Raw genomic sequence first — 13,178 nt, forward strand, 5'->3', positions numbered from 1 at the left:
TTTTTTGTGGGCGCTCACTTCTTGCAGCGTATCGGCACGTTCACGGAATTGCCGTCCGAACTCAGGTTGCGGTACTGCAAATCTTCGCTTTCGATGGCAAAGCGGGGCACGGCGTGCACGTAGCGCTGCTTGCAGACGGTGTCGTCATTGATCAGCTGGCCCGCCAGCATGTAGTCGCACAGGGCAAAGCGCGATTCTTCGTCGTCGAGGATCAGCACGCGCGCGGCGCTGTACAGGGCCGATTGCAGCACTTCCGGGCTGCAATTTTCCGGACCCGTCAGCTTCAGATGGGTTTTCGTTTGCGTGGCCAGGCGTTGCAGCTTGACGAGGGCGGCGCGCTCTTCCTTGCGCGCACCGTCGACGTGCACGTCCTCGCTGGCCAGGCGCAGCGCCAATGAGGCGATCTGGTCGATGGAAATATGCCAGGCAAAGCCTTCCAGCCGCGTGCGGATCTGGCCGGGCAAGGGATCGGCCGCATCGACTTCGCAGCGGTACTGGCCCAGATGGGGGCGGCACAGCACGGGAATGGCAAAGGCCGAGGTGCGCTTGCCCTTCACGAATTTCTGGCTCAGGTCGCCAAAGTTTTCATGCGTGATGGTATCGAAGCGGGCTTGGCCAAAGCCCATCTTGACGAGGTTTTCCTTGCGCTGGCGCGAGAACAGGGCGTCGACGGCATCGTAGATATTCTTGTTGAAGATGCGGTCCAGCGGCTGGCGCTCGTCCGACATCTTTTCAAACACGGCGCTGGAATTGGGCGCGTTGGCATCGATGGAAATGAGGATGAAGGGCTTGCTGTTCAGGCGCGGCGGCACGACGGCCATGTCGTTGCCGTACAGCTGCGTCAGGGCCACGTCCCACAGGGTTTCCACGCCCAGGTTGTCGGCCGCGCCGCCATCGAACAAATGCACGTACGACGGCGATTCGCGCGATTCGGAGCCGAGTTCCGGCACGAAACTGTTTTTCGGGCGGAAGCGCTCGAAGGTGACGGAATCGAACACGCCGGGAAAGGCGGCCGAGGTGGCCACGGCTGTTGCCAGGCGGATATCCTGGATCGGCGAATGCAGGGTGCTGTAAAAATACTCGTAGGAAAACACCACGCGCTTGCCGCCATCGGTGGCGTCCGTTGCGTTGGCCAGGAAGATGGGGCCGTCGTGCGGCAAGTCCTGGTAGGTTTTCTTGTCGTACAGCACATCGTCGAGCACGTCGGACAGGAACGAGGTGCGCGTCTTGTTCGTCAACAACATCGTCGTCAGGTTGGCGGGTTTCAAGATGGTCTGGCCAAAGAAATCCGTTTTCAGCTTGCTGCGCAGCAAGGGCCAGTCCGTCTGCTTGCCATGCAGCGCATAGTAGCCGCCCGCGATGGCGCCGCCCGACACGCCGGAAATGGCCGAGGCGCCGCTGACGAGGCCGAACTGTTCCAGCTGTTCCAGCGAGGCGGCCGAGAAATTGGCTGCGCGGCTGCCCCCGCCGGACAGGGCGATGCCGATGAAGTGGTCATTCGGCATGGGATTCTGGATGCGCGCCTTGGGCGCGTCGATGCGCAGGCGCGGGGTTTCCTGCACGGTAAACGTGCGGTTTTCGACGCCGCGGTTGGGGCGCAGGGCGAGTACCGTGCAGCCGCTCAGCAGCGCAACGAGGATAAATGGGACGAACAAGCGTGGATTCATGCGTGATCTGTGCGTAGTCATTGGTTGGGATACGGACGGAAACGTGTGGGATTCTAGCAAACCCGGCAACAATCAGCTATTCATCTGATAGCCGAGCATGGCGGCATTGTAGAGCGCGTGCGCGAGCATGGGCGCCAGCAGCGCGCCGCCGCGCTCGTATGCGATGCCCGTGCACAGGCCCAGCACGAAGACGGGCAGCATGGCGGCCGGTGGATGCACGATGGCAAACAGCGCGGCGGCGATGCCGATCGCTTGCCAGGCGGGCAGAGAACGGCGCAAGCCGCCCTGGAGCAAGCCGCGGAAGATGAATTCCTCGCACAGGGGCGCGGCCAGCACGCCCACGGCCAGCAGCCACAGTCCGTCGCTATTGATCTGCATCAATGGTGCAGCGGGCGGCGGCAACAGGGCCGCGTAGCCGATGCCGAACAGCACCGCGGCACAGGCGCCCGCGACTCCCCGGCGCCACGGCTGGCGGCCCTGTCCGATGCGCGGCACGCCGGCCGTCCTGGCGCGCCAGTAGACGAGGCGCAGCAGCACATACGTGAGGGTACCGGCCGCGCCGAAGGCGATGGCCAGCTGCGCCAGCGGCGTCGCACTGCTCCCTTTGAGCAGGATCAAGGAAAGTGTCTGCAAGATGAAAAACAGCATGGCGGCGATCAGGCCGTCGGCCGCCGCTATTCTCGCTGGCGGCGAAGCGGCAGGATCGAGCAGGCAGGGCAGCGCGTCGCGCGCCTTTTGCCACAGGGCCACGGCCAGCGCGCCCGTGAACACGACAAACACCAGTTGCTGCACCAGGCTGCCGGCGGCCAGCGCGGCGATGTACAGGCCGGTGAGCAGCAAATACAGGTACATATACGTGGGGCGCACCTTTGCCGTGGTTTCCGTGGCCAGCGGGTCGCTGGCAAACACGCCCAGCGCCACGGCGATCAGCGCATACAAGGGGATGCCGGCCAGGGCCAGCAGCATCAGGCCCGCCGTTTGCCACGACCACGCGGGCAGCCAGGCCAGCGCCGCACCGAACAGTATCAATGGATACAGCAGGGCCAGCAGGGCCCACAGCTGCGCCTTTTGCCGCAGCGCCTGTTCGATGGAGACGGGAAACGTGTACAGCAGCCACAGCGCGCCGCCGTCCTTGTTCAGCGTCTGGAAGGCCGACATCAGCAGCACATACGTGCCGAGGAAAAAGCCGGTGGAGGCCAGCAAGACGGGGCTGGCCAGCAGCGCGTGCACGTCGCGCACCTGGCCCGTAAACAGGGCTTGCCCGCCGAGGATCAGCAAGGGCATCAGCAGGGTCTGCACGAGAAAATTGCGGTCGCGCAAGAGCAACGTCAGCTCGCGCCGCTGGATCGCCGTGCCGATGCGCGGGCGCCACCGCTGCGTGGGCGATGGCGCAGCTGCCGGCTTGCGCGCGGCTTCGCGTTGGCCCGCACCCACGACGCCGTGGCGCAACTGGCGGCGCAGGATGGCCATGCCCAGCAGCATCAAGCACAGGCATTGCGCCAGCAGCAGGACGGCGGGCAGCAAGGCGGCCACGCCATCGGCATTGAGCAGGCGCAGCAGCAGGCCCGGCGGCGTCCAGCCGCTCCAGGCGGGCATGGCCGCCGCCCAGGCATACGCGAAGCCGCCCGTGCCCATGCCGAACGACATGCCCATATACATGGGCAACAGCCCGGCCAGCGAAATCACTGCCTGCAGGTTGCCCAGTCGGGATGGCGTGAGCGACAGGCGCAAACCCGTGTCGACCAGGGTGCGCAGCATGGCGGCCAGGGCCAGCAGGACGAGGCTGGCGAGCAGGCCGGACAGTGGTGAAAACCAGCCCTGGCCCGAATACCAGGCGATGACGGTCGTGCTGGGCCACAGGGCCAGCAAGCCGGCCGGATTGACGAGCGTGCGTTCGAGCACGCGCGCCCACAGCAGAGTGCTTTTCCTGACGGGCAGGGTGACCAGCCATTCCAGGTCCCAGTCCGGCTTCGATAGTTCCCCCATGCCTAGCGGCAGCAGGACGCTGACCAGCCACAACAGCCCCAGCTGCAGGGTCAGCCCGCCGATCAGCGTCGCGCTGAACGGCGTGGCTATCAGTTGCGTGATGACGGGGTCGAGCAGGCCGCTGTCCGTGTGCAGGCTGCCGCGCGCCTGGCAGGCGGCGACCTGGTCCAGCAAGCAATGCATGTTCAGCACGCTGTGGCGGGCGATGCTGCTGAAGGAAAACAGCATGGGCAGCAATAGCAGCGCGCCCAGCAGCCAGCGTCCGCCGCGCTTGCCCGGCGTGGCGGGGCGGCTTTTACTGTTTTTCTTGAAGGAAAGCCCCCGGCCGCTGATGTTGAGCAGGCGCTGCAGGCGCAAGCGGGTCAGCAGCCAGACGGCGCGCCAGGCGGTGGGCGGCGCCGCTGTCATGCCGTCGACGTTTCATCGGTGAGTTGCAAGAAGAGCTCTTCCAGGCTGCCATCGCTGGACAACTGCTGGCGGATATCGTCCAGGCTGCCCGTGGCGACGAGGGCGCCCCGGTGGATGATGGCGACCCGGCTGCACAGCTTTTGCGCCATGTCGAGCAAATGCGTGGACACGAAGATGGTGGTGCCGGCGGCGGCGCAGCGCAGCAGGCGTTCCTGCACGTCGCGCGAGGCACGCGGGTCGAGGCCGTTGATCGGTTCATCGAGGATCAGCACGGCCGGATCGTGGATCAGCGCGCAAGCCAGGCCCAGTTTCTTCTTCATGCCCAGCGAGTAATTGACGGCGAAATCCTCGCTCGCTTCGTCCAGGCCGAATTCCGTCAGCAGGCGCGCCGCGCGGGCGGCCGCTTCCGCGCGCGAAAAACCATGCATTTCAGCCACGAATTGCAGGATTTCACGGCCGCGCAAATAATCGTAAAAGATGGGATTGTCGGGCAGGTAGCCCACCTTGCGCTTGACGGCGGCGCCATCGCGGTGGCAATCGAGGCCATCGACCAGCACGCGCCCGGCGCTGGGCACAAGGATGCCCATCAGCATGCGGATGGTGGTGGTTTTTCCCGCCCCGTTCGGACCCAGGAAGCCGAAGATCTCTCCTTTTCCTACCTGCAAGGTCAGCGGCTTGACGGCCTCGAACGCGCCGTACTGTTTGGACAAACCTTCGAAGCTGATCATCATGCATCCCAAAAAAGATAGCGTGCAGGATGATAGCCTGATACGGCGCCGCCAGAGCGTCCCTTAGTGGCGTAACTTAATGCCGCAGCATCACGCCGATGGCGATGCAGGCCAGGATCGCCAGGCTCATGGCGAGGCTGTAGGCGACCATCAATAACAGCCAGCGGCAGACGGTGGCGAGTTTGCCGCTTGGATACACGCGCCACATGGCCCAGGGCAGATAGGCCAGCAGCCAGGCGCCGAGCACGAGGCGGACAAGGTCGACGGGGATCAGGATCATCAGCGCCATCGTGATGAAGGCGAAGGCATTCGTATGCAAGGCGAACAGGAAATGCTCGCCATAGCGGCGTCCGCTGCCCAGGTAAAGGATTTTCAGGAACAGGGCGAACAGCGGCATCAGGCAAAACATGGCATACGGCGCGTAATGAAAAAAGCTTTCCACCACGAGTTTTTGTTTCTCGGCCGTGGGCAGTTGCTCAAAGTCTTGCCATTGGCGCGGCAGGGTGGGCGTCTGGCCCAGAATGCTGACCTGCATGGTCGATGTCTTGTTTTCCGCAATGTGGCGGGGACCATGGGCGCCTACCTGGGCTTGCTGGTCGTGGACGGTGAGGAACACGCCGGGGCTGCTGAACTTGAGGATGGCAAAGAACAGGATGCTGAAGGTCAGGTAGACGCGCAGCGGCTCGACGTAGCGCACGCGGCGTCCCGCGAGGTATTCATTACTGAGTGCGCCTGGGTGGAACAGCAGCAGGGCCAGGGTACGCCAGAGCTTGCCTTCGAGCGCCACATAATGGGCGACGAATTCATGCAGGAATTCACGCGCGCTGGGCATGTGCAGGGTAGTCGTTTGGCCGCAGGCGCTGCAGAAGTTGCCTGGCGCATCGGTATTGCAGTTATGGCAGGTGCTGGCGGGATGCGTGCTGGATGACACTGTTTTCAAGATGGACTCTTTCCATGGCCGAAAGGTAAAGATGATCGCTCAAGGGCGCAGCATATGATGAATGAAAAGAATGATAAAAGCGCATTTTTTTGCGTTCTAGTTGCTTCCGAGATACAAAATGCCTGTGCCGTTCAGCGGCCACCGAAGGCGGCCAGCAGGCGCCGTTCGCCGTCCGGTGTGAGGCGCAGGGCGCGGCTGTCGAGTTCGCGCTCGGCCCAGCGCTGGCGCAGGGCCAGCTGCAGGATGGCCGCCCCCAGCGCGCCGCCCAGGTGGGCGCGCCGTTCGCTCCAGTCCAGGCAGGCGCAGGCGAAGCGGCGGCGCTGGCGCTGCAATTGCGGCACGTCGATGCCCAGGGCCGCCATGCCGGCCGCCCCCGATGCCGACAGCCGATACTCGCCTTCGCCGCCATCGGCCAGCAGCCAGCCTTGCGCTTGCAACTGGTCATGCAGGGCGACGGCCACCGTGCCGGCCATGTGGTCGTAGCAGGTGCGCGCATGGCGCAAGCGGTCCGGCGTGGTGGGCGTAAATGGCGTTGCCGCCACGCCGGCCACCACCAGCAGCGCTTCGAGGGCCTGGCCCACTTCCGCGCTGGCGAGGCGGTAGTAACGGTGCTTGCCCTGCGCCAGCATCGACAGCAAGCCATCGTCGCGCAAGCGCGCCAGATGGGCGCTGGCCGTCGAGGCGCCCACCTCGGCCAGCGCCGCCAATTCCGTGGCCGTGCGCGCATGGCCGTCGAGCAGGCTGCACAGCATGCGCGCGCGGGCCGGTTCGGCGATGGCGCCGGCCAGTTGCGCCAGTCCCATGTCGGCCGAGGGAAGCTTGTCATCCATGATTCGTTCCAGGGCGAAGTGTAGTGGTGGAAGGGGCAGCATACTCGTGTCCCCACCTCACTGCAATGGAATGCGCATGCCGCTCGCCGACTTTGTTATCGACCCCGCCGACCCTTTTTCAGCCGTTACCCACGCGGCGCCGTATGACTACTATCGCCGCCTGGCGGACGGCCCGCCGCTGCGTTTCGATGTGCGGCTCGACTGCTGGCTGGCGACGGGCGCGGCCGGCGTGCACGCCGTGCTCGAGCATCCCGATTGCCGCGTGCGCCCGCCCGGCCAGCCGGTGCCGGATACCCTGGAGGGCACGCCGTGCGGTGCGATTTTTGCGGAATTGGTGCGCATGAATGAAGGGGAACGGCATGCCGTGCCGAAGCAGGTGCTGGCGCGTTCGCTGGGACAGGTGGACCTGGCGCGCCTGCAGGCGCGGACATGGCGCATGGCCAGCGACCGCGTGCCCGCCAGCGCCGCGCAATTGAACGGCGCGCTGTTCGAACTGCCCCTGTTTGCCATGGCGGACTTGCTGGGTTTTGCGCCAGCGCAATGGCCGGCGCTGGCCGCCTGGACGCGCGATTTCGTCGCCTGCCTGTCGCCGCTGAGTAATGGAGAACAACTGGCTGGCGCGCAAGTGGCAGCCGACGCCTTGCTGCAAGGTTTTACCGCGTTGCTGCGCGAGGCGGATGCATTGCCCGGCAGCTTGCTGGCCAAGGTCGTGTCCGAGGCGGAAGCGCTGGGCTGGCAGGCCTCGGGCGGCGTGCTGGCCAACCTCGTGGGTCTGCTGTCGCAGACCTGCGACGCCACGGCCGGCTTGCTGGGCAATGCCATAGTTGCCTTGCGCACGCAACCGCAGTGGTCCACGCAAGTGGGTGCCGCCCCCCGGCTGTGGCCAGCCCTGCTGCGCGAGGTCAGCCGGCATGACCCCTCCATCCACAACACGCGCCGCTACACGGCGCAAGACGTGGAGTTCGATGGCGTGCGCGTGGCGGCCGGGCAGATGATCGTCGTCGTGCTGGCCAGCGCCGGCCATGCAGAGTGCGGTTTTGGCCATGGCCGCCACGCCTGTCCGGGCCAGTCCATCGCGCAGGCCATCGCCACGGCTTCCCTGCAGGCGTGGGCCGACGGGCTGGACCGTGTGCCGCTGGCGTGGCGTTATCTGCCGTCGCTGAACGCGCGCATCCCTGTTTTTAGCCTGGGAGAAATGAAATGATTGCCGTGATTTTCGAAGTCTGGCCCGGCGCGGAAGGGCGCCAGCAGTATCTGGACCTGGCCGCCGCGCTGCGTCCCTTGCTCGATGAAGTGGACGGTTTCATTTCCATCGAGCGCTTCAGCAGCCTGAGCGAGCCAGGCAAATTGCTGTCGCTATCCTTCTTTCGCGACGAGGCGGCGCTGGCGCAATGGCGGCAGCTGGAAGCGCACCGCGCGGCGCAATCGGCAGGCAGGCAGGGTGTGTTTGACGACTACCGGCTGCGCATTGCCGCCGTCGTGCGCGATTACGGCATGCTGGACCGGCAGCAGGCGCCGGCCGACAGCCGGCGGCGCCACAGCGTTTAGCGGGGCAGTGCGCCCTGCGTGATTTTCACTTTGACCCGGTACGTGGGCTCGGCCGCATTCAGGGCGGGCGGCGTGGCCGGATCGACGTCGAGCAGGGTAAACGTCAGGTGGTTGACGGTGACGGAACTGGCGGCGCCGGGCATGGAGTCGGACAAGACGATGTCCGCGGCGCCTGCGCTGTTGAGCAAACTGAAACTGTAGCTGACGTAGCCTTTCCACACGCACACGGCGCCCTTGCGGCAGCGGCTGTCGTTGACACGTTCGAGTTTCAGGGTGTCGGTGGCCGTGATGGCCACCTGTTCGCCCGGCGAGAGCACGTGGGTGACGCTGCGCGGCGTGTTTTCCGCGTCGCCGGCGCTGCCGGCCGCGCCGCAGCCAGCCAGCACGGCCAGGCAGGCGAAGAACAGGGGAAGCAGCACGGTGCGGTAAGAGCGGGTCAGATAATGCATGTTTTTCCTTTCAGGTGGAGCGTCCCCGGCGTGCTTGTTCACGCGTGGGATGAAAATGATAGTAACAAAATGATATTTTTACGGCGCACTATTGGCGTGCTGCCGGTGAATTGATGCGCCAGCCACGCGGCGCGCCGATTACTGCGTAGAATGGCTGTTTTGAAAATCAGGAAACAACCATGAAAAAAACCGACCTGGCCAAAAGCGATGCCAAGAAACTGATGGGAAAGATGAATGTTCCCGGCGCCGGTGCATTCGGTAAGGAAGCGGTGGTCATCGACCGCCGCGAGCAGCGCAAGCGCGATCAGGCCCTGGGCCTGGTGCCATTCGCCGTCAAGCTGAACAGCGATCTGGTCTTGCAATTGCAGACCCTGGCCAAGGAACGCGGCGCGGATCTGAATGAATTGGTCGCCGAACTGATCACCAAGGGCTTGGCTGCAGCGTAAGGGCTGACAATGTTTATCTGTTGATAAATATCAAGTTATAAAACTAAAAGGCGCCTTGCGGCGCCTTTTGCATTGCGGCATTGCTTGCGATTACACGTAGGCGGCCAGGGCGCCCTTCATTTTTTTCAGCGCCGCCACTTCGATCTGGCGGATGCGTTCGGCCGATACGCCGAACTCTTCTGCCAGCGCGTGCAGGGTGGCGCCGGAGCCGTCGTCGTTGGCCAGCCAGCGCGCTTCGATGATGCGGCGCGAACGGGCGTCCAGCTTCGACAGTGCCGTTTCCAGGCCTTCCGATTGCAGACGCGTCACTTGTTCCGCTTCCAGTACCTTGGTCGGCTCGCTTTGCTCCGACGACAGATAGGCGATCGGCGAAAACTTGTCGTCTTCATCGTCGGTCGGCGATTCCAGTGCGATGTCGCGGCCGCTCAAGCGGGTTTCCATCTCGATCACTTCTTCGCGCTTCACGTCGAGCAGCTTGGCCAGCGCATCGATCTGCTTTGGCGTCATCGCGTCCAGGCCCGTCTTGTGGCTGCGCAGGTTGAAGAACAGCTTGCGCTGCGCCTTCGTCGTCGCGACCTTGACCAGGCGCCAGTTTTTCAGGATGTACTCGTGCATCTCGGCTTTCACCCAGTGCATGGCGTACGACACCAGGCGCACGCCCTGGTCCGGATCGAAACGCTTCACGGCTTTCATCAAGCCGATATTGCCTTCCTGAATCAGGTCGGCGTGCGGCAAGCCATAGCCCAGGTAGCCGCGGGCAATCGAGACCACCAGGCGTAGGTGCGACAGCACCAGTTCTTGCGCGGCGGCCAGGTCATTTTTTTCACGCAGGCGTGTCGCCAGCGAAATTTCTTCGTCATGGGTCAACATGGGCAGGCGGTTCACGGCCGAAATATAGGCGTCGATATTGCCCAGATTGCCAGTGAACCCGAGGCCCAGCGCATTACTTTTGGTCGGAACCAATGCGGACGTTGCGGACATCATAGTCATGTTTTCTCCCTCGTAGTCTTGCTTTGTTCCAGTTGGCCACGTCACGCGACGTGGCAGCTCGTATCTTCGTTTTTGCGTATTCGGTCTTGCACTTTGCAGATCGCGGCACCATCTTGATCTGGCGTCCATGGCGGTTCTGCTATTGGTATGTCCCTATATTAGCACTCTCTGCTTGAGAGTGCCAATCAGCACATTTAATCGACCTGATAGCCTAAATGCTATGGCGAATGAATGCTTGATATACATCTTTAAAAAGCGATCTGAACAGCGCCGCAGGCCGCTTTACGACAACATGGCCAGTCTACGGCCTCTGGCTGAAGCGAGCCTTAAGAATACTTGCTTAATATCAATATAGCAGCAATATGGGGATGGCGAGACGCATGGCGGCGCGGGAGCGCCGCCATGGAAAGGAAGGTCAGTTCAGGCGCGCCAGGTGGCGCTGCACGCAGAGGAAGGCGCCGATCAGACCCAGGCCGGCGCTGAGGGCCAGCAAGCCGGCCATCGGCAGCGGCGCCAGCGGCACCAGCTGGAATTCGGACGCATACAGGCGGGCAAACTCGGCAATCGCGGTATTCAGCGGCTGCAAGGCCAGCGCCACGGCGCCCAGGGCCAGCGCACCGGCGCACAGGCCCAGCAGGGCGCCCGTGTAATAGAAGGGGCGGTGGATGAAGGTATCGGTGGCGCCGATCAATTTCGAGATGCTGATTTCATCGCGCTGCTGCATCACCTGCAGGCGGATGGTATTGAAGACCACGGCGATCACGGCCACGCCCAGCGTGATCGCCAGCAGCAGCAGCACCAGGCGCAGCACGCCCAGCAGGGCCGCCAGGCGCTTGACCCAGGCCGAATCGACTTGCGCCGATTCCACGAATGGAAGCTGGCGCAACTGTTCCGCCACCGCATCGACATCCTGCGCTTCGCTGGCGCTGCTGAAGGCATCGAGTTTCAGCACATAGCTGTCGGGCAGGGGATTGTCGCCCAGGGTGCTGAGCACATCGGCCAGGCCGCTCTTGTTTTTCAGCGAGTCCAGCGCCTGTTCGCGCGGGATGAAGACGATCTTCGCCTTTTGCGGGCCCACGATCTTGCGCATGGCGCCCGCCAGGGCCACGGCTTGCTCGCGCGGCGTGTCGATCTTCAGGAAGACGCTGATTTCCGGGTCGACCGACATCTGTTCCGACATGGGGCGGACATTGTCGAGCATGGTCAAGCCGGCGAACGGCAGCGACAGGGCGATGGCGACGACGAGCACGTTCAATAGAAAGCCGCCCGGCGACTTGCGCAAGTGAATCAGCGCCGAACCGAGGGCGAAGCGGTGTTGACGGAACCAGCCTCTCATGCCTGCTCTCCCTGCGCGTCGTCCTGGTCGGGAGAGGGTGCAAAATCGGGATCGGGCGGGGCGAAGACGGGCGCCTGCGTGGCCTTGTCGATGGCGACCAGCTGGCCGTTTTTCAGGTGGATCACGCGGGCGGCGGCGTCGAGCATCTGTTCGTCATGGCTGGAAATGAGGCAGGTCACGCCCACGGAGTGGAATGCTTTCAGGGCGTCGAGCACCTTGTTGGCGCTGGCGCGGTCCAGGTTGGCCGTCGGTTCGTCGGCCAGGATGATCTGCGGCCGGTTGACGATGGCGCGCGCGATCGATACGCGCTGCTGTTCCCCGCCCGACAGCGACAGCGGTCGCGCCATGGCGCGGTCCAGCAGTCCCACCTTGTCGAGCGCGGCGCGCGCGCGCTGTTCGGCGGCCGCCTTGTGGGCGCCGACGACGAGCAGCGGCAGCATGACGTTGGCCAGGATGGAGCGGTCGTTGAGCAATTTTTGCTGCTGAAAGATCAGACCCATGTTACGGCGCAAAAACGGCACGCCGGCCGGCTTGATCTTCGCCATGTCCTGGCCATTGACGATCAGCTTGCCCGACGTGGGGCGTTCCATGGCGGCGATCATTTTCAGCAAGGTGGATTTGCCGGCGCCGGACGGGCCAGCCAGGAACACCAGCTCGCCCTTGGCAATACTGAGCGAAATGTCGCTGAGCGCCACGGCATCGGGGGAGTATTGCTTGGAGACGTGCTGAAATTCAATCATGTATGGGCTTATCCGAGCAGCGCTTCGACAAATTCGGCAGCCACGAAAGGCTGCAAGTCTTCAATTTTCTCACCGATGCCGATGAAATACACGGGCACGGGGCGTACGCGGGCAATTGCCGCCAGCACGCCGCCCTTGGCGGTGCCGTCCAGCTTGGTGATCACCAGGCCGCTCAACTGCAGGGCATCGTCGAAGGCCTTCACTTGCGTGAGGGCGTTCTGGCCCGTGTTGCCGTCGATGACGAGCAAGGTTTCATGCGGTGCGCCATCCATGCCCTTGCCGATCACGCGCTTGATTTTCTTCAATTCTTCCATCAGGTGCAACTGCGTCGGCAAGCGGCCTGCCGTGTCGACCATGACCACGTCGATGCCGCGCGCTTTCGCCGATTGCACGGAGTCGTAGGCCACGGCGGCCGGGTCGCCCGATTCCTGCGAAATCACGGTGACGTTGTTGCGCTCGCCCCAGACCATCAGCTGCTCGCGTGCGGCGGCACGGAAGGTGTCGCCCGCGGCCAGCAGCACGGACTGGTTATTCGACTGCATGTGCTTGGCCAGCTTGCCGATGGTGGTGGTCTTGCCGGCGCCATTCACGCCGGAAATCATCATCACCAGCGGCTTGTGGCGGCCCAGCTCGAAGCGCTTTTCCAGCGGCGAGAGCAGGTCGATCAGCAGCACTTTCAGGGCGGCCTTGACGGCGGCCGCGTCGAGCAGCTTGTCTTCCTTGACCCTTTTCTTCAATTCCGTCAGCAGGAATTCCGTGGCGTCGATGCCGGCGTCGGACATCAGCAGCGCCGCTTCCAGCTCTTCGTACAGGGCGTCGTCGATCTTCGCGCCGACAAACAGCACGGACAGGGTGTTCGAGGTTTTCGACAGGCCTGCCTTGAGGCGTGTCATCCACGATTTTTTCTCGGGTTCGGCGGCCACGATCACGGGCACGAGCTCGGCCGGCGCACCGCTGAGGGGCGTCGCGGCAGGCTGAGAGGCAGGCGGCGTGGCGGCGGGAAGGACGAGAGGCTCGGCTGGTGCAGCCTCGGGAGCGATGGGTTTTTTCTTGAAGAAACTAAACATGGATGTGTGGTGGCGGGTGCTGACCTAAGGCCCGGCGGCGCCG

The 13,178-nt window shown here is 63.8% G+C and carries 13 protein-coding genes; 3 read left to right on the forward strand and 10 right to left on the reverse strand.

What is annotated here, in order from left to right; all coding sequences use genetic code 11:
- Positions 1 to 14: 14 nt before the first annotated feature.
- The 5 genes from IGS58_RS27200 to IGS58_RS27220 form a co-directional block, all read right to left on the reverse strand.
- Positions 15 to 1,667 (reverse strand): patatin-like phospholipase family protein, encoded by a 1,653-nt coding sequence (locus tag IGS58_RS27200; protein WP_070258818.1) that lies wholly within the window; start codon positions 1,665 to 1,667, stop codon positions 15 to 17.
- Between the two features lie 72 nt (positions 1,668 to 1,739).
- Complete coding sequence (locus IGS58_RS27205; RefSeq protein ID WP_230523153.1) at positions 1,740 to 4,061, reverse strand: type II CAAX endopeptidase family protein; 2,322 nt, start codon at positions 4,059 to 4,061, stop codon at positions 1,740 to 1,742.
- Positions 4,058 to 4,792: an ABC transporter ATP-binding protein gene (locus IGS58_RS27210; protein ID WP_230523154.1), complete on the reverse strand. Its 735-nt coding sequence runs from the start codon at positions 4,790 to 4,792 to the stop codon at positions 4,058 to 4,060. Before IGS58_RS27210 ends, IGS58_RS27205 begins: the two co-directional genes overlap by 4 nt.
- A gap of 73 nt (positions 4,793 to 4,865) precedes the next feature.
- Complete coding sequence (locus IGS58_RS27215; protein WP_230523185.1) at positions 4,866 to 5,720, reverse strand: DUF3667 domain-containing protein; 855 nt, start codon at positions 5,718 to 5,720, stop codon at positions 4,866 to 4,868.
- Positions 5,721 to 5,860: 140 nt separating this feature from the next.
- Positions 5,861 to 6,559: an ArsR/SmtB family transcription factor gene (locus IGS58_RS27220; protein ID WP_230523155.1), complete on the reverse strand. Its 699-nt coding sequence runs from the start codon at positions 6,557 to 6,559 to the stop codon at positions 5,861 to 5,863.
- 76 nt (positions 6,560 to 6,635) lie between these two features.
- On the opposite strand from IGS58_RS27220, the gene IGS58_RS27225 reads away from it, so the two are divergent.
- Together IGS58_RS27225 and IGS58_RS27230 are read left to right on the forward strand one after the other, a co-directional pair.
- Positions 6,636 to 7,763, forward strand: coding sequence for a cytochrome P450 (locus tag IGS58_RS27225; RefSeq protein WP_230523156.1), 1,128 nt, complete (start codon positions 6,636 to 6,638; stop codon positions 7,761 to 7,763).
- Positions 7,760 to 8,107, forward strand: coding sequence for an antibiotic biosynthesis monooxygenase family protein (locus tag IGS58_RS27230; RefSeq protein ID WP_230523157.1), 348 nt, complete (start codon positions 7,760 to 7,762; stop codon positions 8,105 to 8,107). The genes IGS58_RS27225 and IGS58_RS27230 overlap by 4 nt, the downstream gene beginning before the upstream one ends.
- Here the strand turns inward: IGS58_RS27230 and IGS58_RS27235 are convergent.
- A complete protein-coding gene (locus tag IGS58_RS27235) occupies positions 8,104 to 8,556 on the reverse strand; it encodes a hypothetical protein (protein WP_070258830.1) in 453 nt (150 codons plus the stop codon). The genes IGS58_RS27230 and IGS58_RS27235 overlap by 4 nt on opposite strands.
- 179 nt (positions 8,557 to 8,735) lie before the next feature.
- On the opposite strand from IGS58_RS27235, the gene IGS58_RS27240 reads away from it, so the two are divergent.
- The gene (locus tag IGS58_RS27240; RefSeq protein WP_034784922.1) at positions 8,736 to 9,002 is read left to right on the forward strand and encodes a hypothetical protein; all 267 of its coding nucleotides are present in this window, start codon (positions 8,736 to 8,738) and stop codon (positions 9,000 to 9,002) included.
- A 90-nt stretch (positions 9,003 to 9,092) separates the two neighbouring features.
- On the opposite strand, the gene rpoH is transcribed toward IGS58_RS27240, so the two are convergent.
- The 4 genes from rpoH to ftsY form a co-directional block, all read right to left on the reverse strand.
- A complete protein-coding gene (rpoH, locus tag IGS58_RS27245) occupies positions 9,093 to 9,986 on the reverse strand; it encodes an RNA polymerase sigma factor RpoH (RefSeq protein ID WP_034784924.1) in 894 nt (297 codons plus the stop codon).
- A 421-nt stretch (positions 9,987 to 10,407) separates the two neighbouring features.
- Complete coding sequence (gene ftsX, locus IGS58_RS27250; protein ID WP_230523158.1) at positions 10,408 to 11,328, reverse strand: permease-like cell division protein FtsX; 921 nt, start codon at positions 11,326 to 11,328, stop codon at positions 10,408 to 10,410.
- Positions 11,325 to 12,068: a cell division ATP-binding protein FtsE gene (locus IGS58_RS27255; protein WP_034784934.1), complete on the reverse strand. Its 744-nt coding sequence runs from the start codon at positions 12,066 to 12,068 to the stop codon at positions 11,325 to 11,327. Before IGS58_RS27255 ends, ftsX begins: the two co-directional genes overlap by 4 nt.
- An 8-nt stretch (positions 12,069 to 12,076) precedes the next feature.
- Complete coding sequence (gene ftsY / locus IGS58_RS27260; RefSeq protein ID WP_230523159.1) at positions 12,077 to 13,135, reverse strand: signal recognition particle-docking protein FtsY; 1,059 nt, start codon at positions 13,133 to 13,135, stop codon at positions 12,077 to 12,079.
- Positions 13,136 to 13,178 lie beyond the last annotated feature (43 nt).

This window comes from Janthinobacterium sp. EB271-G4-7A, assembly GCF_020858075.1.
In the GTDB taxonomy this organism is placed as follows: domain Bacteria; phylum Pseudomonadota; class Gammaproteobacteria; order Burkholderiales; family Burkholderiaceae_D; genus Janthinobacterium; species Janthinobacterium lividum.

What these genes read in the sequence shown, in the direction of transcription:
- IGS58_RS27230 (WP_230523157.1), top strand. Translation starts at nt 7,760, where the DNA reads ATGATTGCCGTGATTTTCGAAGTCTGGCCCGGCGCGGAAGGGCGCCAG.
- IGS58_RS27225 (WP_230523156.1), top strand. Translation starts at nt 6,636, where the DNA reads ATGCCGCTCGCCGACTTTGTTATCGACCCCGCCGACCCTTTTTCAGCC.
- ftsX (WP_230523158.1), bottom strand. Translation starts at nt 11,328, where the DNA reads ATGAGAGGCTGGTTCCGTCAACACCGCTTCGCCCTCGGTTCGGCGCTG.
- ftsY (WP_230523159.1), bottom strand. Translation starts at nt 13,135, where the DNA reads ATGTTTAGTTTCTTCAAGAAAAAACCCATCGCTCCCGAGGCTGCACCA.
- rpoH (WP_034784924.1), bottom strand. Translation starts at nt 9,986, where the DNA reads ATGATGTCCGCAACGTCCGCATTGGTTCCGACCAAAAGTAATGCGCTG.
- IGS58_RS27210 (WP_230523154.1), bottom strand. Translation starts at nt 4,792, where the DNA reads ATGATGATCAGCTTCGAAGGTTTGTCCAAACAGTACGGCGCGTTCGAG.
- IGS58_RS27220 (WP_230523155.1), bottom strand. Translation starts at nt 6,559, where the DNA reads ATGGATGACAAGCTTCCCTCGGCCGACATGGGACTGGCGCAACTGGCC.
- IGS58_RS27200 (WP_070258818.1), bottom strand. Translation starts at nt 1,667, where the DNA reads ATGAATCCACGCTTGTTCGTCCCATTTATCCTCGTTGCGCTGCTGAGC.
- IGS58_RS27235 (WP_070258830.1), bottom strand. Translation starts at nt 8,556, where the DNA reads ATGCATTATCTGACCCGCTCTTACCGCACCGTGCTGCTTCCCCTGTTC.
- IGS58_RS27255 (WP_034784934.1), bottom strand. Translation starts at nt 12,068, where the DNA reads ATGATTGAATTTCAGCACGTCTCCAAGCAATACTCCCCCGATGCCGTG.
- IGS58_RS27240 (WP_034784922.1), top strand. Translation starts at nt 8,736, where the DNA reads ATGAAAAAAACCGACCTGGCCAAAAGCGATGCCAAGAAACTGATGGGA.
- IGS58_RS27205 (WP_230523153.1), bottom strand. Translation starts at nt 4,061, where the DNA reads ATGACAGCGGCGCCGCCCACCGCCTGGCGCGCCGTCTGGCTGCTGACC.